Origin of the sequence: Paraplanobispora siamensis (assembly GCF_016863175.1) — a bacterium.
GTDB classification, from domain to species: Bacteria; Actinomycetota; Actinomycetes; order Streptosporangiales; family Streptosporangiaceae; genus Planobispora; species Planobispora siamensis.
The window spans coordinates 66,005-83,441 of record NZ_BOOJ01000057.1 but is presented as its reverse complement, the minus strand read 5'-3'; the positions used below and the strand labels follow the sequence as shown (position 1 = coordinate 83,441).

Sequence of the window (17,437 nt, the reverse complement as noted above, 5' to 3'; positions counted from 1 at the left end):
GCTCCCGGCAGGCGCCTCGGCGTCCGTCGGCCTCCCGTTATAGGTTCTGGGGAGGACGAACGTACGTGTACGAGTGGAGGATCAGCGCGGTGGAAGTCGAGCAGACGGTGCTTCCGGGGATCGGATTGCGGCATGAGTTCACGACGCGCTCCGGGCGAAGGATCGGGATCGTCTCACACCGTACCGGCCGCCGCGATCTGGTGATCTACGATGCCGACGATCCCGACCGCGCCTGCGAGACCGTGAAGCTGAACGACGAGGAAGCCGACGCGCTGGTGGAGCTGCTCGGCGCCCCGCGCATCGTGCAGCGCCTCAACGCCCTGCACCGGGACGTCGAGGGACTGGTCAGCCTGCAGCTGCCGATCCCGTCCGGCTCGCGCTACGACGGACGCCCGATGGGGGACGCGCGGGTGCGCACCCGCACCGGCGCCTCCATCGTGGCCGTGGTCCGCTCCGGTCAGGTCGTCGCCAGCCCCGGCCCGGAGTTCGTCCTGACCGGAGACGACATCGTGGTCGTCGTGGGCAGCCCGGAGAGCACCGCCGCCGTCGCCGACATCTTCTCTCACGGTTAGGCCGGCGGGTGCACCACACTGCAATTCTTTTTCTCGAGTTCGGCGCCGTCCTGCTCGGGCTCGGCATTCTCGGGGCGCTGGCGCTGCGCGTCGGCATCTCGCCCATCCCCCTCTACCTGCTGGCCGGACTGGCCTTCGGCACCGGCGGCATCGTCCCCCTGGCCACCAGTGAGGAGTTCATCGCCACCGGCGCCGAGATCGGCGTCGTCCTGCTGCTGCTCACCCTCGGCCTGGAGTACAACGCCGACGAGCTGGTGACCAGTCTGAAGAGCAACGCCCCGGCCGGCCTGGTGGACCTGGTGCTCAACGCCGCGCCCGGCGCGATCTGCGCGCTGCTGCTGGGCTGGGGACCGGTCGCCGCCGTGGCCATGGCCGGGGTCACCTACGCCACCTCCTCGGGCATCACCGCCAAGGTCCTGTCCGACCTGGGCTGGATCGGTAACCGCGAGACCCCGGTGGTGCTGTCGCTGCTGGTCTTCGAGGACCTGACCATGGCGATCTACCTGCCGGTGCTGACCGCCATGCTGGCCGGTCTCAGCTTCGCCGGTGGCGCGGCCACCGTGGGCATCGCGCTGGCCACCGTCAGCGTGGTGCTGCTGGTGGCGCTGCGCTTCGGGCGCTTCATCGAGGCGTTCGTCTCCAGCCCCAACTCCGAGGTGCTGCTGCTGAAGGTGGTCGGCCTGGCCCTGCTGGTGGCCGGGGCCGCCCAGCAGTTGCAGGTCTCGGCCGCGGTGGGGGCGTTCCTGGTGGGCATCGCCCTGTCAGGGGAGCTGGCCCACGAGACCCAGGCGCTGCTGGCCCCGCTGCGCGACCTGTTCGCCGCGGTCTTCTTCGTCTTCTTCGGCCTGCAGACCGACCCGGCGAAGATCCTGCCCGTGGCCGGGCTCGCCGCTGCGCTGGCCCTGATCAGCATGGTCACCAAGCTGCTGACCGGCGTGTACGCCGCCCGGCGGGCGGGCATCGGCCGGGCCGGCCGGGCCCGGGCCGGCATCGCGCTCATCCCGCGCGGCGAGTTCAACATCGTCATCGCCGGGCTGGCGGTCGCCGCCGGCGCCCACCCCGACCTGGGCCCGCTGGCCGCCGCCTACGTGCTCCTCCTGGCCGCGTTCGGCCCGCTGGCCGCCCGCCTGGTCCAGCCGTTCATCACCGCCATCGCCAAGCGCGCCTGACCGGCCCCCGCCGTACGGCCGCGCTCACGACGCGGCCGTACGCGGCGCGCCGCCGACGGGGACGGCACCGGGCGCGACGTCCGCGAAGGCGGGGGCGCCCGGTTCCCGTTCCAGGCGCAGGGTGCGGGCCAGGAAGCTGATCGCGTGGTACCACCCGCACAGGACCACGACGTCGAGGAGCTGGGGCTCGGTGAAGCGGGCCGCCAGCCGGGACCACAGCTCCTCGCCGATGTCCCCGTCGCGGTGGAGGGCGTCGACGGCCCGGATCAGCAGCCGCTCGCCCTCGTCGTCCCAGCAGGGGTCGCCGGCCTCCCCCGAGGTCAGCGAGGCGATCTGGGCCGGGGTCAGCCCGGCCCTGCCGCCGAAGAAGGCGACGTGCACGCCCCACTCGTACTCGCACCCGCAGGCCGCGCAGGTGCGCAGGATCACGATCTCGCGTTCCCGCAGCCCCACGCTCAGCTCCCGGCCCAGCTCGTAGGAGCCCCACCCGTGCATGGCCCGCGTCAACTTCGGGTTGCGGGCCAGCACCCGGAACAGCGCGATCGGCTCGACCCCCGGCGGCATCATCGCGCGCAGCAGCGCGCCCTCCTGCTGGGGATACGGCTCGGCGAGCGGTTCGATGCGGGCCATCACAGCCTCCTGCTCTCCCGTATGCTTCTATTTCAGAAGCGCTGTGATGGCGACGGTATCGATTCGGAAATCGAAGCGCAAGGGGGTGCCGTGAACCGGCCAGGACCCGTACGGGGATCGACCACCGGACGTCCGATCATGGTCGCGCTGGACCTGCTGGGCCGGCGCTGGAGCCTGCGCGTCCTGTGGGAGCTGCGTGAGGCGCCCGCGGGCTTCCGGTCGCTCCAGGAGCGCTGCGACGGGATGTCCTCCAGCGTCCTGCGCCAGCGGCTGCTGGAGCTCGAGGAGAACCGCCTCGTGCGGCGCACCGACGACGGCCGCTACGAGCTCACCCCGGCGGGCCGGGAGCTCGGCGAGGCCATCCGCCCCCTGGACCGGTGGGCCCGGCGCTGGGTCGCCGCCCTTGACGCCCCCGATGACGGAGCCGAGGGTCCGGGCGCCTGCGTCGACGCGGAGGATGCCGGCGAACCGGGCGATGTCCGCTGAACGGGCGCCCCGGAGAGCCGGACGGATCGGGCGACCCGCAGGACCACCGCGCCGGCCGTACGCTCCGGAAGCCGGCGACCGGCCCCTCCGCACCGCCCGGATCTGGTAGGCATGGGCGGGTGATGAGATTCCTCGCCGTCCCGGCAGCGGCGGCCCTCGTCCTCGCCGCGACCCCGGCCCCGGCCGCCGCCCCGCCGGGTCAGCCGGGTCAACCGCGCGTCCCGGCGGGCACGGCCGCCGGATACGTGGTCTTCGACCGGCAGACGGGGAAGATCGTCGCCCACCGGTCCGCGCACCGGAAGTTCAGGTCCGCCTCGGTGGTGAAGCTCCTGATCGCGATCGACTATCTGGAGTCCCACGCGACCGTGCCCGCGCGCGACCAGAAGCTGCTCAAGGTCATGCTCCGGGTCAGCGACGACGACGCCGCGACCGCGTTCTGGAACCGGGGCGGCCAGAGGAGGATCATCAAGCGGACGGCGCGCAAGCTGGGCCTGACCGACACGGCTCCCCCGCCCGCCGACAAGCCGGGCTTCTGGGGCTACACCTCGCTCAGCGCGCTGGACGTCGTCAGGACCTACCGCTACCTGCTCGACCGCGCCGACCCCCGGGTCGGCCGGCTCGTCCTCGGCCACCTGCGCAAGGCCGGCCAGTGCGGTTCCGACGGCTTCGACCAGTTCTTCGGCATCCCGCGCGGGGTGCCCGGCCCCTGGGCGGTCAAGCAGGGCTGGTCGGGGTACGGCTCCACGCCCCCGGTCCGCTGCACCCGCACCTCCCCCACCGCCTTCGCCGCGTCCCCCGCAGGCTCCGCCACCCCGGCCACCGGCTCCGCTACTTCGGCCACCGGCTTCACTGCGGCGGGGTTCGCCCTCGCCCCGGCCGCCCGCGCCGCGGCGCCCGTCCCGGACCTGGGCCGCCCGGTGCTGCACACCACCGGCCTGGTCGGCCCGAGGGAGCGGTGGATCATGGTGCTGCTCACCGCCCACCCCGCCGGGACCGGCTGGCAGCGCTCCACTCAGCGCACCACCATCCTGGCCAGGGACCTCTACCGCAGCGCGACCTCCTGACCGCCGCGCCCGTCCCGTCCCTCACGCCCCCGGCAGGGCGAAGACCGCGCATGTCGCGGTGCCGTGCGCGTACAGCCTGCCGTCGGCGGCGCCGGTCACCCGGGCCTCGGCGGTCGCGGTGGTACGGCCCACGTGGACGGCCGTGGCCTCGCAGCGCAGAGTCGGGGTGTCGCCGAAGACCGGGCGCAGCAGGTTCACGTTGAGCTGGATGGTGGTGTACGCCCGGCCGGCGGGCAGCGCCGACATGACCGCGCTGCCGAGCGCGGAGTCGAGCAGGGTGGCCGTGAAGCCGCCGTGCACCGTGCCCATGGGGTTGTAGAGATGCTCGCCGGGCTCTCCCTCGAAGACCGCCCGGCCCTCCTCGACGTCGACGAGCCGGAAGCCGAGCGTGCCGCAGATCGGCGCGGTGGGGAGGCGCCCTTCCAGGCTGAGTCTCAGCAGTTCGAGCCCGGATGAGGTGCCCGCGTCGGCGTAGGAGGTCGGCGGGGCCCAGGTGTGGGTGCGGGTACGTGAGCCGGTCGCGGGGGTCTGCGTCATGGCTGCTTTCTTCTCGGCTTTCTTCTCGGTGTCGTACGGAGATCGATGTCGTGCGGAAAACGCCTTCAGGGGCGTCCCAGAAGCCCTGAACGCCTCAGAGGCGTCCCGGGGGCGCCGGCGGGCGAGACCCCGCCCGCCGTACCGGATCCGGCTCAGGGCAGCTTGACCGCCAGCAGGTCCACCGGGCGGATGTCCGGCGGCGCGCTGAGCATGGTCGGCGCCGCCTCCATCAGCGCCGCGGCGATCCGGCCCCGCAGATGACCCTGCCGTCCCTCCTCGTCGGCGAAGGTGTCGAAGACCCCGAAGGTGGTGTCGTTCTCCCGGAAGGCGAACCAGGTGAGGGTGTGGTCCTCCTCGGCGGCCAGCTGCACCGCGTCGCGCAGCATCGCCTCGACCTTGTCGGCGTACTCCGGCTTGGCCTCTATCCGGGCCAGCAGACCGATCTTCATCGTGACCTCCTCGTCTCGGTGCAGAAGCAACCTAGCGCCGCGCCCGGAGCGATCCCCAGTGGCGGAAACGACGTTATTGATAGCGTTTCCGGCATGAAGGTAGCTGTGCTGGCATACGACGGCGTGTTCGATTCCGGACTCTCGGCGATCCTGGACGTCCTGCAGGGAGCCAACGCGATGCGCGGACAGCTTCCGCAGCCCCCGCCGGCCTGGGAGGTCGTCACGGTCGGCTTCCGCCGCCGGATCCGTACCGGTGCCGGGCATCTGGTCTCCTGCGACCCCGCCGACCGGGCCGAGCAGGCCGACCTGCTGCTCGTCCCCGCCCTCGCCGAGCGCGAGCCCGAGTCCCTCCTCGCCCACGTCTCGAGCCCCGCCGCGGGGAAGGTACGGCGCCTGGCGGCCGATGCCCGTCAGCGGGGGATCCGGATCGCCTCGGCCTGCACGGGCACCTTCCTGCTGGCCGAGTCCGGGGTGCTCGACGGACGGCGGGCGACCACCAGCTGGTGGCTGGCGCCGTACTTCCGCGCCCGCTACCCGAAGGTCACGCTGGACCAGACCCGCATGGTGATCACCTCCGACGGCGTGATGACGGCGGGCGCCGCCTTCGGGCACGTCGATCTGGCCCTGGCGGTCGTGCGGGCGAGCAGTCCCCACCTGGCCGATCTCATCGCCCGCTATCTGGTGATCGACGAGCGGCCGTCCCAGTCGGCCTACACCATCGCCGGCGCGCTCGCCCAGAGCGACCCGACCGTGGCGGCCTTCGAACGCTGGGTCCGGGCCCGCCTGGAGCAGCCGTTCAGCGTCACCGAGGCCGCCCGCGCGGCCGGCGTCAGCGAGCGCACTCTCCAGCGGACCGTGCGCCGCGTTCTGGGCGTCTCACCCGTGCAGTTCGTCCAGGATCTGCGCGTGGAACAGGCCCGCCACCTGCTGCGCACCACGGATCTCCCCCTGGAGGCCATCGCCCGCAGGGTCGGTTACGAGCACGCCAACACGCTGCGCGTCCTGCTGCGCCGCCGTACCGCCAGCACGGTGTCGGCCCTGCGCGGCGGTGAACGGGGGCAGGGCGGCCCGGACGACGCGTGAGGAGCGCGGGAACACGGCGGCAAGCGAGGAGTCCCGGAGCGCGGCGACGCGCGAGGAACCCCAGAACACAGTGACGCACGCGAGAAACCTCAGAGCGCGGCGGCGTAGGCGGCGGCCAGGCGCTCCATGACGCCCGGCCCGTCCCGTTCCGGCGCCGGTTCGCCGAGATGGACGACGCGCAGCTCGGCCATGAACTCGTCCCACAGCTCAGGCCCGCCGGCCGCCAGCAGCTCCGCCCGCACCCGCAGCCGCTCCGTGGTCGGCCGGTGGCGCAGCCCCCACTCACCGAGCTGGGCGAAGACCGGCACCAGCCGGATCGACGCCTCGGTCAGACTGTAGGCGGCCCGCCGTCCCGGCCCCACGTCCTCCCGGGTCAGCAGCCCGGCCTTCACCAGCCTCTTCAGCCGGTCGGCCAGGATGTTGGAGGCGATCCCCTCCTCGGATCCGGCGAGCAGTTCCCTGAAATGGCGCCGGTTGCCGAACATCACATCCCGCAGCACGAGCAGGCTCCAGCTGTCGCCGAACGCCTCGACCGCGGCATTGATCGGACACCCGGAACGCGCGGAGTCCCCCATTCCACACCTCGTTTCCGAACCGGTTGCAATCTACCACCAGTTGTCCTAGCGTTGATCACTGGTTGCAAACCGCAAGCAGATCGCAGGAGGCGCCGGATGAACGAGCCGCAGACCGCTGCCGGAAAGGTGCTCTGGCACTTCACGATGTCGCTGGACGGATTCGTGGCGGGGCCGGACCACGAGATGGACTGGATGTCCGAGACCACGTTCCGCCCGAACCTGACCGACGAGTACGTCGCGACCACGGGCGCCGTGCTGGGCGGCCGGGACGGCTGGGACCACTATCCGGACGCAAGTGGCGTGTACGGCGGCGCCTGGCAGGGGCCGGTCTTCGTGCTCACCCACCACCCGGAGGACGCCGCGCCCGCCGAGGGAGTCACGTTCCTGAGCTGCGGCCCCGCCGAGGCGGTGCGGATCGCGCTGGAGGCGGCGGGCGGGAAGAACGTCGAAGTGCTGTCGCCCACCATCGGCCGCCAGCTCCTCGAACTGGGGCTGATCGACGAGATCGACCTGCACATCGCGCCGGTCCTGCTCGGCGAGGGCATCCGGCTGTACGACAACCCCGGCGGCAAGCCGGTCCACCTCCACCGGCTCGGTGTGGACGACCCCACCTTGGAGGTGGACGTACGGTACCGGCCCGTCACGACGGCGAAGCCCCCGGCCGGGAACACCCCGGGATGACCGGGCCGCAGACCTGAGCCGAGCTACCGAAGAGCGCTGCCACCCGCTACCGAGGAGGACTTCCGATGCGCAGCGTGACCTGCTCGATGGCCGTGTCGCTGGACGGCTACATCGTCGGGCCGGACGGCTCCTTCGACTGGACGGCACCCGACGAGGAGGTCTTCGACCTCGCCACCGACGAGGTGCGCAACCTCGGCGTCCACCTGCTGGGACGACGGCTGTACGAGACCATGCTGTACTGGGAGACCGCCGACCGGGACCCGTCGCTCGGCTACTCGACGCGCGAGTTCGCCGCGATCTGGAAGGCGCTCCCGGAGGTGGTGTTCTCCACCACGCTGTCGGAGGTGCAGGGCAACGCCCGCCTGGCCTCCGGCGGCCTGGCGGAGGAGATCGAGCGGTTGCGTGCCGGGCCGGGAGAGGGCGACATCGCGATCGGCGGCGCGACTCTCGCCGCCGAGGCGGCCGCGCTGGGCCTGATCGACGAGTACCGGGCCAGGGTCTACCCGGTGCTGGTCGGCGGTGGCATCCCGTTCTTCCCCCAGCGCGAGCGCCGGGTGGATCTCGAACTCCTCGAGACCCGCACCTTCAACTCGAAGGTCGTCTACCTCCGCTACCGCGTGACGCGCCGGCCGAGTAAGTCCTCAACCTGAAAGCGGGTACGGCGGTGCGGGCCGAGCGGGTGAGCCCACCCGTGAAGCGCGTCCGCGGCCGGCCGGGTGTCGCCCACCCAGGCGTCACGAAGCTCATCGCGGATGACGACCAGGATCTCCAAGACGTACTCGCCGACCAACTGCACGACGAACGGGACGACCCACGGGTCCGCGGAGCCCACGACCTCCGCCAGCCCTTGGAACGCACGAGATCGAAGACGGCCTGCCAGTCCTCGGCGGCAGGCCGACGAGGGCGGCGATCAGGGATGGCGGTGGAGCGGTGACCTGTCGCCGACCAGCCAGAGATGCCCGAACGGGTCGAAGAAGCCGCCTTGCCTATGCGTTCCCCACGGCATCTCGTGGTCACGTACCGGATCGTGGTAGTTCGCGCCTGCGGCCGCGGCGCTGTCGGCGAACTCATCCGGATCGTCCACGAACACCTCGACCCGTACCGTGGTGGTGCCGGCCGCGGCGGGGGTCTGCCAGCCGTTGCTCTCCGTCTGGGCCAGGAACAACGGCGCTCCGCGGACCTCGAGGCCGATGACCGAGCCGAGGTTCCACAGCTGTGTGGCGCCGAGCGCACGCTGGTACCAGGCCGATGCCGCCGGGGCGTCCGGTACGGCGAGCATGAGCGAGATGATCGTCACAGCCCGCACGATACGCACCCGAGGAGCCGTACGGCAGGCCCGCAGCACATCGACATCGGTGTGACAGGACAGCCTGCCGCATCCCCGACCGGTGCGGCGTCAACAGCGATCAGGGTCGAACTGCCGCGTCGTGGGACGGTTCGAACCCCGCTCCCGATGAGGTCCTCCCGGGAAGGGCCGGGCTCGGGTCGTAGCGCAGCAGGAGGCCGACGTTCTCCCCGAAGCGCTCCTGCCCGGCGGCCGCCTGGTCGCCGGCTCGCGGCGCGCCGCCCTTGCCTCGTCGGCCCCCTCCGCGAATAGGGCTCTGAAAGGCACCGGAAACGTTCGCCGGGTGGTGCGTTCGGCCGGGTGGCGGGCGGTGGGATGCGAGGCGTCTCGCAGAGGCCGATGGGGTTGCCTGCGGGATGGCGCGGTCTCAGCGCGGGTGGTGGTTGAGTCTCTCGAAGGGCCAATGCGCGGACAGCCAGGCTGTCACGGCTTCATGCAAGGGCGAGTCCAGTTCGGCTCGGTCGGCCCGGACCCAGGAGGCCACGTCAGCGTCGTGGTCGTCGCTGCGGGAGGGATAGATGTAGACGCATCCGATCACCTCGCCGCTGGTCGTCTCTAGGACGGTGTAGGTGAATCCGCGGCGCTGGGCGAAGTTGTTCGCATGGCGCTGCAGGTCGGCGAGGTTCGCCTCCGGGGTCATGCCGTCCGCGGGAGGCCATCCCCGGCCCAGGAAGCCCGGGGTCGCACGGATGTGCTCGATGCTGCCGGTCCAGGCAGCGTGGTCGGCAGCGTTGTGCTCAGGCCCCAGGGGTTCCAGGCGGAACTGTGAGGTGGCCAGGTGTGAGGGAACGGCGAAGTCATCGGGGACGAATGCATGGTCATTCATGAGGTCGAGGCTAGGAGGTTGGGTTCGTAAGTCGCATCTGGATGGATCTCCCGCACCGCTTGTCAACCGGCCCGCCTTTCGCGACACCCCTCGTCGCCTCTGCGCCGGCGCGGCGGCCAGGCTCGTCTGCCGTACGGCGCAGCCCGGGTGGGCAGCACCCGCCCGGCCGGGGAGGCGCATCGCGGGTGGGCGACACCCGGCTCACCGGAAACGTGCCCCATCGTTGCGGCGCTGCCTCAGCGGGGGTTCGCGGGGCCGAGGTGGGCGGCGGCCAGGCGTTTGGGGGCGGCCATGCGCCAGGCCTCCTGGACGAGTTCGGTCATCTCGGCCGGGTCGATGGCGGTCAGCCAGACACGGACCCAGTTGTAGCGTTCGTCGGAGGGGCGGGGCATGTGGAACTTGCCGGGTTCGGCGGCGACCAGGGCGGCCCGTTCCTCCTTGGGGAAGGCGAAGCCCATGGAGGTCTCGTCGGGAGAGATCGCGACGTAGACGATCCGGCCCACGCGGAAGGTCACCCGGTCCCTGACGATCTTCTCCTCCGTGCGGGGCAGGGCCGTCGCCACGCGGCGCACGTCCTCGGCGGTGACCGTCACTCCGCCCTCCGGACCGCCAGGGCCGCCTCGTCCACGGCGGCGGTCAGGCGGCGCAGGGTGCCCCTGAAGGCCGCCAGCTCCTCCACGTCGAGGCCGGTGGCCGCGAGCAGCCGGTCGGGGACCTGTTCGGCCCTGGAACTCAGCGCGGCCCCGTCCGGCGTCAGCCGTACGAGCACCGAGCGCTCGTCGGCGGCGCTGCGCTCGCGGCGGACCAGACCCGCGGCCTCCAGTCTCTTGAGCAGCGGCGAGAGCGTGCCGGAGTCGAGGCGCAGGGCGGCGCCGAGCTCCTTGACCGTCACCGGCTCGCGCTCCCAGAGCACCATCATCGCCAGGTACTGGGGGTAGGTGAGGCCGAGATCGCGCAACAGGGCGCGGTAGAGGCCGTCGAGCGCCCGTGAGGCGGCGTGCACGTCGAAGCACACCTGGTTGTCCAGCAGCAGCTTCACAGGAGGAAGTATACGCGCTTGACTGCGACCAATTAAGTTGTGCACAATCAAAATGTACGCAACCGAAAGGGGAACCTCTCTCATGAGCTCGCTCTACACCGCCATCGCCACCGCCGCCGGCCGCGAGGGACGGGCGGCGTCCTCGGACGGCAGGCTCGATGTGAAGCTCGCCCCGCCGAAGGAGCTCGGCGGATCGGGCGAGGGCACGAACCCCGAGCAGCTGTTCGCGGCGGGTTACGCGGCGTGCTTCGCCAGCGCGCTCCAGCTGGTCGCCAAGCGGGCGGGAGCGGACGTCTCCGACGCCTCGGTGACCGCCGAGGTCGGCCTGCGGGCCCGGGGGGCGGGGTTCGGGCTCACCGTGACGTTGCGGGTCGAGCTCCCCGACGACCTGCAGGGCGAGGCGGGCGCCTCCCTGGTCGAGACCGCCCACCAGGTCTGCCCGTACTCCAACGCCACGCGGGGCAACATCCCCGTCGAGCTGGTGATCGAGTGAGCCGGGCGGGCTGAGGGATCAGGGAAGCCGACAGGTCAGGGAAGGGGACGGCGACCGGCGAAGCCGAGGTCGTCACGGTGGTACCAGGCCAGGTCGCGGTCCCCCTCGAGCCAGCACAGCCGCACCGCCACCCCGTCGAACACCGCGGGGAAGTCGACCAGCAGCGGCGCGACGCCCTTGACCTCCACGCCGTTCGAGGTGAACCAGCCGAGGATCTCGTCCAGGCGCGCCTCCAGCGCCTTGACCTCCGGCAGCCCTCCGAGCTCCGACTCACCGTGGTCGCGCAGCTCTCGGACGAGTTCCGCCAGGTCACCGCGCATGCGCACGAAATCGCCGGCCCGCTCCAGCACGCCCGGCATCATCGCCCGGGCCTCGTCGACCGTGAAGACCCTGTCCACCCCTGAACCGTAGCGCCTCGCGGGCCCGACCGCCGAGTACGGCCCCGCACGGCGGGCCCGGGGCAGAGGCCACCGGAGAGATCCTGCGACCTCCCGGGCGCTATCGGAGGCGCATACCTGGTAGGACTGAGACAGCCCGCCCTGCCACCCGCGGGCGGAGGAGTCTTCAGCATGCCCTTCTTCACCGTCTCGTCCGACCTGCGCGGCACGGCGCTCGTCGTCCAGGTCAGCGGAGAGCTCGACTACGGTCATGCTCCCGTCTTCCGCAACGAGATGAGCAGGGTCTGGAGGGCGGGAGGGCCGCAGACGGTCGTCATGGACCTCACCACGCTCACCTTCTGCGACTCCGCCGGGGTCGCCGAGCTGATCTGGAGCCTCCAGCAGAGCCGCGCCCTGGGCTCGCGACTGGTCCTGGTCGGGGTGCACGGCACTCTGGAGCGGATACTGGCCATCACCGGGCTGCGGCCCGTCTTCGAGATCTCCCCGACCGTCGAGGACGCCCTCCGGGAGGTGTGAGCCCGCCGGAGGGCCGCCGGGGCCGGGGTTCAGCCCTTGCGCTGGACCTTCTCGGCTCCGAGCACGCGCGGCGCGTCAACGATCACGTCGGAGAAGATGTCAACGATCAGGGCGATCACGCCTCCGACCACGATGACGCCCGCTCCGGCCCACACCAGCGGCCAGTTGGGGCCCAGGCACAGCGCCACGCCGCCGAGAGTGAATCCCACCAGGATGACGATCACCGCCAGCCAGGACTTGGGGCTCCCTGCGTGACTTCCAGCCATGACGTCTCCCTGTTCCTCTCAATATCGGTCATTCGGTCGCGTTGCTCGCGGCGGCGATCACGCGGGTCGGCGCCTGGCGAAGATCCTGCGACTCGGCGAGTTCCACGTCCAGACGTTCCACGATCGTAGGCGGTACGCGATCCGCCTCGCCGCGCAGGTCCCGTCCTTGCGGGTGCGAGTCGCGATCAGGACGCGTCCGCACCGGACGCCGCGCCGCCGCCGGACACCGCCGATCGCCTCCCCCCGCTCCGACAGTGGGGAGAGCGTACCCGGATCGGGCCTGGACAATCCGGCGATCCCCGGCGCCGGAGTGTGGCCCAGCGGCCTCTGACGGCGACCATGACGCGGGTTACTATTCAGCCCACGAGGTCCGAGCCCCGCATACCGGTCAGCAAGGAACCGATGTTCCGCAGCGGGCCCGTCGAGGAGCGGACCGCCGAGGGGCAGACCCGACATCCGGCCGACGTCGCGTCTCCGTCCGAAATCCGATTTCGGGCGTGAGAGGATGATGATCCGGTTGGCCGGAGTTGGACGACCCGTCCGGATCAGGAGGTCCGCATGTCCGATGTCACGCCCGAGCCCGGAAGTCTCGAGGACGCCGAGGTCGCACCGGAGTCCGCGAGTTCCGAGGATGAGCTGAAGCGCAAGTTCCGCGAGGCTCTGGAGCGCAAGAAGCTCGCCCAGACGGACATGAACGCCGGCGGCCGGGGGAAGGGCTCCTCCAAGATCCACGGCGCGCACGGCCCCGTCGGCGGCAAGCGCTCCTTCCGCCGCAAGAGCGGCGGCTGAGCCGGCCGTCCCGAGGTCCCGGGAGCCGCGCGGAGTCCCGGGACTTGGGAGAGGCGGGCGATCTGCCATAGGCTCTCCCGCGTGCGCGATCTCGGTGAGGACCCGCGGCCCGTTCGCGGCGCCGTACGGGAGGTCCATCGTGTGGACCGGGCGGCGACCCTGAACTACTCCCCCGATCTGGACGGGCTCGCCGATCCCGGCGAGATCGTGTGGGCGTGGGTCCCCTACGAGGAGGATCCGGCGCGGGGCAAGGACCGGCCCCTGCTGGTCGTGGGCCGCCACCGGCGCAGGTTGCTGGCGATGATGCTCTCCAGCCGCGGCGGCGACCGTCCCGACGAGTGGCTCGAACTCGGCCCCGGCCGCTGGGACCGGGACAACCGCCCCTCCTATCTCCGCCTCGACCGGATCTTCGAGCTCGACGAGGACGACATCCGCCGCGAGGGCGCCGTCCTCGACCGCGACCGCTTCCTGCGCGTCGCCGCCGTCCTGCGGGCCACCCACGGCTGGGCCGCCGACGGCTGAGTCCCATAACGCGGCGCCGGAAGCGGCCCGGTGCCGGAAGTGATCCGGTGGCGAGAGTGACGGTCACGGCGGGAGATCCGGCAATCTTGACGTTATGACCGACACCGCCGCACGGCTGCTGAGACTGCTGTCGCTGCTGCAGACCCGCCGCGAGCACTCCGGCGCCGAGCTCGCCGAACGGCTGGGCGTCACCGCGCGCACGGTCCGCAGGGACGTGGAACGGCTGCGCGAGCTGGGTTATCCGGTGCACGCGACCCAGGGCGCCGCCGGTTACCGGCTGGGCGCGGGCGCCTCGCTGCCGCCGCTGCTGCTCGATGACGACGAGGCGGTCGCCGTGGCGGTCGGGCTGCGCACGGCGGCGGGCGGCTCGGTCGCCGGGATCGAGGAGACCTCGCTGCGGGCGCTGGGCAAACTCGAACAGGTGCTGCCCTCCCGGCTGCGCCACCGGGTGAACACGCTGCACACGGCGACCGTCCGGGTCGGCGGCGGCGACGGGCCCGCGGTCAGCCCGGACACGCTGATGACGATCGCCGACGCCTGCCGCCGCCGGGAGCGGCTGCGCTTCGACTACGCGAGTCCGCGCGGCGGTCAGACGGTCCGGTCGGTCGAGCCGCACAGCCTGGTCAGCTTCGGCCGGCACTGGTATCTCGTCGCCTGGGACACCGACCGCGACGACTGGCGCGCCTTCCGGGTGGACCGGCTGACCCCCCGCACGCCCACCGGTCCCCGCTTCGCCCCCAGGCAGCCGCCCGAGGGCGACGTCGCGGCCTACCTGTCGCGGCGGCTGTCGTCGCAGACCTGGCCGGTCCAGGCGACCGTCATCCTGCACGAGCCCGCCGAGAGCGTGGCCGACAGGGTCTGGCCGGGCATGGGCGTGGTCGAGGCCGTCGACGAGCGCAACTGCCTGCTGCACGTCGGCGCCGACACCCCGTCGGCGCTGGTGTGGATGATCACCTCGGTGGACGCCGACTTCACCCTCGTCGAGGGCCCGCCGGAACTCGCCGAGGCCCTGCGCGCCCAGGCAGCCCGCTGCCTGCACGCCGTACGGGCCATGTGACCGCCCCCGTCCCGCACCCGCCGCCGCACCGGCCCGTCACGGTCCCCGCGGCCGGTCAGGGTTCCCAGCGTGCGGTGCCGTCGCTGACGATCCGGAAGGCGGCGGCGGAGCCGGCGGCGGCCGACTCCATCGCGCTCTGTTCCATGCTGACGACGTCCCCCGCCGCGTAGATGCCGGGCACGCTGGTGCGGTAGCCGTCGTCGATCTTGAGGTAGCAGTTCTCCTGCACCGCCAGGTCCAGGTTCTCCACGAGCCGGGCGACCAGGGGAACCGGCCGCTGGTCGAGCTGCCACAGCAGGGTCTGGCGGGCGACGACCGCGCCGTCCTCCAGCTCGACCGCGTACAGGTCCCCGTCGTCGTGGTGCAGTCTGCGGATCCTGCCCTCGATCGCGTCCACCCCGTGGTCCCCCTCCGGCATCCTCCCGTTGGCGAAGACGACCACGTTGTCGCTCCAGGCGGCGAACCCGGCGTCCGCCGTCTTGGCGAACTCCGGATCGGAGGTGACCACGCCCCAGGACCGGTCGCGGTTCTCCCAGCCCGTGCAGAGCGGGCAGTGGATCACCGTCCTGCCCCAGCACTCGGCGAACCCCTCGACCTCGGGGTGGATGTCGACCATGCCCGTGGCCAGCAGCACCCGGTGCGCCCACACCGGATCGCCGTCCTCGACCGTCAGGTCGAACCCGTCCCGCCCGTCGGGCACCACGTCGGCGACGAGGGCCTCGCGCAACTCGGCCATGCCGTAGGCGGCCAGATCCTTCCACGCCCGGCGGCGGTACTCGTCATGAGTCACGCCGTCCAGCCCGACGATGCCGTGCATCCCGTGGGAGGCCGCGTTGCGCGGCGGCTCCGGCGCCTCCAGGACCACCACCCGGCGCAGGGACCGGCTGAGCGTCATGGCCGCCGTCAGTCCCGCGGGACCGCCACCGATGATCGCGACGTCATAGTGCTGCATGAGCTCTTCCCTGCCCGCTCTCGGGCGACCGTCACTTCCGCGGGAGCCGTACGGCCAGACGAGAAGGCACGGCGAGGCCGCGGAAACTTTTGAGTAGGGCTCACATTTCTATTGACCGGCGAGTTGACCGGACGGAACATAAGTCATCAAATCCCCCCGGCGCACCAGAGGTGCAGCATGATCAAACTCGCCGGATCCATCACCGCCGCGTTGTCCCTGATCGGGGTTCTCGCCCTGGCGGGCCTCGCCACTCCCGCCACCGCCGCCCCGGCCCCTCCGGAATCGGAGGTCAACACCACTGGCGAGCCGCCGGGAAGCGCGAACCCCGCCCGCGGCTTCGTCGACGGGCACACGCACCTGATGTCGTACGAGGCGTTCGGCGGAATGCTCCTGTGCGGCAAGCCGTTCGACCCCGACGGCATCGACCACGCCCTCGTCGACTGCCCCGACCACTTCCCGAACGGCCAGGCGGCCTGGTTCGAGAACTTCACCCGGACCGGCTCCCCCACCGGCACCCACGACCCGGTCGGCTGGCCGACCTTCCGCAGCTGGCCGGCCTCCGACTCGCTCACCCACCAGCAGACCTACCACCGCTGGGTGGAGCGGGCCTGGCGGGGCGGGCTGCGCGTCCTGGTCAACCATCTGGTCGCCAACCGGCAGCTGTGCGAGATCTACCCGCTCAAGCGCAACGCCTGCGGTGAGATGGCCTCGCTGCGCCTGCAGGCGCAGCGCACCTTCGAGATGCAGGACTTCGTCGACGCCCGGGCAGGCGGCCCCGGGAAGGGCTGGTTCCGGGTCGTGCGCTCCGCGGCCGAGGCCCGGCAGGTGATCGCGGCGGGCAAGCTCGCGGTGATCCTCGGCGTGGAGACCTCCGAGCCGTTCGGCTGTCGTCAGACCCTGGGGGTCCCGCACTGCACGCGGGCGCAGATCGACCGCGGCCTGGACGAGATGCACGCGCTGGGCGTGCGCACCATGTTCGTCTGCCACAAGTACGACAACGCGCTGTGCGGCGTGCGCTTCGACTCCGGCACCCAGGGCGTCATCGTCAACCTGGGCAACTTCCTGTCCACCGGCAGGTTCTGGAGCGCACGGACCTGCACCGGGCCCGAGCACGACAACACGATCGACCCGGCGGGCGTGCTCCCGCCCGAGATCGCCAGGCTCTTCCCCCGCGGGATCGGGCTGCCGGTCTATCCGGCCGCCCCGCACTGCAACACCCGCGGGCTGACGAGCCTGGGTTCCTACATGATCGAGGGCATGATGCGGCGCGGGATGCTCGTTGACATCGACCACATGAGCGTCAAGGCCGCCGACCAGGCCCTGGACCTGCTGGAGGCGCGGAACTATCCCGGCGTGGTCTCCTCCCACAGCTGGCTCGACCCGTCCTACCTGGGCCGGATCTACCGTCTGGGCGGGATGGTCACCGCCCGCAGCCACCACGCCGAGCCGTACGCCGCGTCCTGGCGCGAGAGCCTGCCGCTGCGGCAGCAGACCGGGCGTCCCGGGTACGGCTTCGGCATGGACGCCAACGGCCTGGGCGCGCTGCCCCCGGTCCGCCCGGGCAACGCCGCCAACCCGGTGACCTACCCGTTCACCTCCTTCGACGGGGCCGTCACGCTGGAGCGCCAGCGCACCGGCGAGCGGGTCTGGGACGTCAACGTCGACGGGGTCGCCCACTACGGCCTGATCCCCGACTGGGTCGAGGACATCCGGCTCGTCGCGGGCGATGGGATCGTCCAGGACCTGGCCGCCGGAGCCGAGGCCTACCTGCGCACCTGGGAGGCCGCGGAGTCCCGCATCCCGTGATCCGCCGGCCCGGCCGGGGGCTACCGGTTCCGCGACCGGCGCGCGACCGGCCGGGCCTCTTGTTTCAACACATGCCCTGACCTGCGATATCAAGCAGGCATAGAGTGTCGTCATATTCGAGCCGGCCCTGTCTCCATCAGCCCGGCACATCCAGGCACATCCCCGGCGAACGGCCGTTCCCT

General features: G+C 71.8%; 24 protein-coding genes. 13 read left to right on the top strand and 11 right to left on the bottom strand.

The genetic code is table 11. The features are described from left to right. Positions 1-65 precede the first annotated feature (65 nt). Entirely contained in the window at positions 66-572 is a 507-nt protein-coding gene (locus tag Psi01_RS32385; protein ID WP_444980729.1) for a cation:proton antiporter regulatory subunit, read from the top strand. Between the two features lie 8 nt (positions 573-580). Continuing rightward, positions 581-1,741, top strand: coding sequence for a cation:proton antiporter (locus tag Psi01_RS32380; RefSeq protein WP_204067934.1), 1,161 nt, complete (start codon positions 581-583; stop codon positions 1,739-1,741). A gap of 24 nt (positions 1,742-1,765) precedes the next feature. On the opposite strand, the gene Psi01_RS32375 is transcribed toward Psi01_RS32380, so the two are convergent. Next, positions 1,766-2,371 (bottom strand): carboxymuconolactone decarboxylase family protein, encoded by a 606-nt coding sequence (locus Psi01_RS32375; RefSeq protein WP_239128185.1) that lies wholly within the window; start codon positions 2,369-2,371, stop codon positions 1,766-1,768. 90 nt (positions 2,372-2,461) lie between these two features. Here Psi01_RS32375 and Psi01_RS32370 point away from each other — a divergent pair, with 90 nt between their 5' ends. Beyond that, positions 2,462-2,857 (top strand): winged helix-turn-helix transcriptional regulator, encoded by a 396-nt coding sequence (locus tag Psi01_RS32370; protein ID WP_239128184.1) that lies wholly within the window; start codon positions 2,462-2,464, stop codon positions 2,855-2,857. A 122-nt stretch (positions 2,858-2,979) separates the two neighbouring features. After that, positions 2,980-3,921: a D-alanyl-D-alanine carboxypeptidase family protein gene (locus Psi01_RS32365; RefSeq protein ID WP_204067981.1), complete on the top strand. Its 942-nt coding sequence runs from the start codon at positions 2,980-2,982 to the stop codon at positions 3,919-3,921. Between the two features lie 21 nt (positions 3,922-3,942). Here the strand turns inward: Psi01_RS32365 and Psi01_RS32360 are convergent, their stop codons facing one another. Both Psi01_RS32360 and Psi01_RS32355 read right to left on the bottom strand, forming a co-directional pair. After that, positions 3,943-4,458, bottom strand: a complete 516-nt coding sequence (locus Psi01_RS32360; protein WP_204067932.1) for a PaaI family thioesterase — start codon at positions 4,456-4,458, stop codon at positions 3,943-3,945. 152 nt (positions 4,459-4,610) lie between these two features. Continuing rightward, positions 4,611-4,907 carry a putative quinol monooxygenase gene (locus Psi01_RS32355; protein ID WP_204067931.1) on the bottom strand — a complete coding sequence of 99 codons (297 nt, stop codon included), beginning with the start codon at positions 4,905-4,907 and terminating at the stop codon, positions 4,611-4,613. A gap of 93 nt (positions 4,908-5,000) precedes the next feature. Here Psi01_RS32355 and Psi01_RS32350 point away from each other — a divergent pair, with 93 nt between their 5' ends. Further along, complete coding sequence (locus Psi01_RS32350) at positions 5,001-5,990, top strand: GlxA family transcriptional regulator (RefSeq protein WP_204067930.1); 990 nt, start codon at positions 5,001-5,003, stop codon at positions 5,988-5,990. A gap of 89 nt (positions 5,991-6,079) precedes the next feature. Here Psi01_RS32350 and Psi01_RS32345 read toward each other — a convergent pair whose 3' ends face one another. Further along, positions 6,080-6,565 (bottom strand): winged helix-turn-helix transcriptional regulator, encoded by a 486-nt coding sequence (locus Psi01_RS32345; protein ID WP_204067929.1) that lies wholly within the window; start codon positions 6,563-6,565, stop codon positions 6,080-6,082. Positions 6,566-6,661: 96 nt separating this feature from the next. Between Psi01_RS32345 and Psi01_RS32340 the strand changes: the two genes are divergently transcribed. After that, the gene (locus tag Psi01_RS32340) at positions 6,662-7,246 is read left to right on the top strand and encodes a dihydrofolate reductase family protein (protein ID WP_204067928.1); all 585 of its coding nucleotides are present in this window, start codon (positions 6,662-6,664) and stop codon (positions 7,244-7,246) included. Positions 7,247-7,311: 65 nt separating this feature from the next. Beyond that, the gene (locus Psi01_RS32335) at positions 7,312-7,896 is read left to right on the top strand and encodes a dihydrofolate reductase family protein (protein ID WP_204067927.1); all 585 of its coding nucleotides are present in this window, start codon (positions 7,312-7,314) and stop codon (positions 7,894-7,896) included. A 260-nt stretch (positions 7,897-8,156) separates the two neighbouring features. On the opposite strand, the gene Psi01_RS32330 is transcribed toward Psi01_RS32335, so the two are convergent. From Psi01_RS32330 to Psi01_RS32315, 4 genes are all read right to left on the bottom strand, one after another. Next, positions 8,157-8,543, bottom strand: coding sequence for a VOC family protein (locus Psi01_RS32330; RefSeq protein WP_204067926.1), 387 nt, complete (start codon positions 8,541-8,543; stop codon positions 8,157-8,159). Between the two features lie 415 nt (positions 8,544-8,958). Continuing rightward, on the bottom strand, positions 8,959-9,417 hold the full coding sequence (locus tag Psi01_RS32325) for a GNAT family N-acetyltransferase (RefSeq protein ID WP_204067925.1): 459 nt from the start codon (positions 9,415-9,417) through the stop codon (positions 8,959-8,961). 236 nt (positions 9,418-9,653) lie between these two features. Then, positions 9,654-10,010, bottom strand: coding sequence for an MmcQ/YjbR family DNA-binding protein (locus Psi01_RS32320; RefSeq protein ID WP_204067924.1), 357 nt, complete (start codon positions 10,008-10,010; stop codon positions 9,654-9,656). Then, complete coding sequence (locus Psi01_RS32315) at positions 10,007-10,450, bottom strand: MarR family winged helix-turn-helix transcriptional regulator (RefSeq protein WP_275424626.1); 444 nt, start codon at positions 10,448-10,450, stop codon at positions 10,007-10,009. Before Psi01_RS32315 ends, Psi01_RS32320 begins: the two co-directional genes overlap by 4 nt. 88 nt (positions 10,451-10,538) lie before the next feature. On the opposite strand from Psi01_RS32315, the gene Psi01_RS32310 reads away from it, so the two are divergent. Continuing rightward, positions 10,539-10,949, top strand: a complete 411-nt coding sequence (locus Psi01_RS32310; protein ID WP_204067922.1) for an organic hydroperoxide resistance protein — start codon at positions 10,539-10,541, stop codon at positions 10,947-10,949. Positions 10,950-10,984: 35 nt separating this feature from the next. Here the strand turns inward: Psi01_RS32310 and Psi01_RS43650 are convergent, their stop codons facing one another. Continuing rightward, a complete protein-coding gene (locus Psi01_RS43650; RefSeq protein WP_239128182.1) occupies positions 10,985-11,347 on the bottom strand; it encodes a DUF2203 domain-containing protein in 363 nt (120 codons plus the stop codon). A gap of 171 nt (positions 11,348-11,518) precedes the next feature. Here Psi01_RS43650 and Psi01_RS32300 point away from each other — a divergent pair, with 171 nt between their 5' ends. Next, positions 11,519-11,863: an anti-sigma factor antagonist gene (locus Psi01_RS32300; protein ID WP_204067920.1), complete on the top strand. Its 345-nt coding sequence runs from the start codon at positions 11,519-11,521 to the stop codon at positions 11,861-11,863. A 29-nt stretch (positions 11,864-11,892) separates the two neighbouring features. Here the strand turns inward: Psi01_RS32300 and Psi01_RS32295 are convergent, their stop codons facing one another. Beyond that, positions 11,893-12,129 (bottom strand): HGxxPAAW family protein, encoded by a 237-nt coding sequence (locus Psi01_RS32295; RefSeq protein ID WP_204067919.1) that lies wholly within the window; start codon positions 12,127-12,129, stop codon positions 11,893-11,895. Between the two features lie 558 nt (positions 12,130-12,687). Here Psi01_RS32295 and Psi01_RS32290 point away from each other — a divergent pair. The 3 genes from Psi01_RS32290 to Psi01_RS32280 all read left to right on the top strand — a co-directional run bounded on the left by Psi01_RS32290 (position 12,688) and on the right by Psi01_RS32280 (position 14,497). Then, positions 12,688-12,918 carry a DUF5302 domain-containing protein gene (locus Psi01_RS32290; RefSeq protein WP_204067918.1) on the top strand — a complete coding sequence of 77 codons (231 nt, stop codon included), beginning with the start codon at positions 12,688-12,690 and terminating at the stop codon, positions 12,916-12,918. An 81-nt stretch (positions 12,919-12,999) separates the two neighbouring features. Then, a complete protein-coding gene (locus tag Psi01_RS32285) occupies positions 13,000-13,440 on the top strand; it encodes a type II toxin-antitoxin system PemK/MazF family toxin (protein ID WP_204067917.1) in 441 nt (146 codons plus the stop codon). Positions 13,441-13,534: 94 nt separating this feature from the next. Then, positions 13,535-14,497 carry a helix-turn-helix transcriptional regulator gene (locus tag Psi01_RS32280; RefSeq protein WP_204067916.1) on the top strand — a complete coding sequence of 321 codons (963 nt, stop codon included), beginning with the start codon at positions 13,535-13,537 and terminating at the stop codon, positions 14,495-14,497. A 55-nt stretch (positions 14,498-14,552) separates the two neighbouring features. Here Psi01_RS32280 and Psi01_RS32275 read toward each other — a convergent pair whose 3' ends face one another. Further along, positions 14,553-15,449 carry an NAD(P)/FAD-dependent oxidoreductase gene (locus tag Psi01_RS32275; RefSeq protein WP_204067915.1) on the bottom strand — a complete coding sequence of 299 codons (897 nt, stop codon included), beginning with the start codon at positions 15,447-15,449 and terminating at the stop codon, positions 14,553-14,555. 177 nt (positions 15,450-15,626) lie between these two features. On the opposite strand from Psi01_RS32275, the gene Psi01_RS32270 reads away from it, so the two are divergent. Further along, the gene (locus Psi01_RS32270; protein ID WP_204067914.1) at positions 15,627-17,255 is read left to right on the top strand and encodes an amidohydrolase family protein; all 1,629 of its coding nucleotides are present in this window, start codon (positions 15,627-15,629) and stop codon (positions 17,253-17,255) included. Positions 17,256-17,437 lie beyond the last annotated feature (182 nt).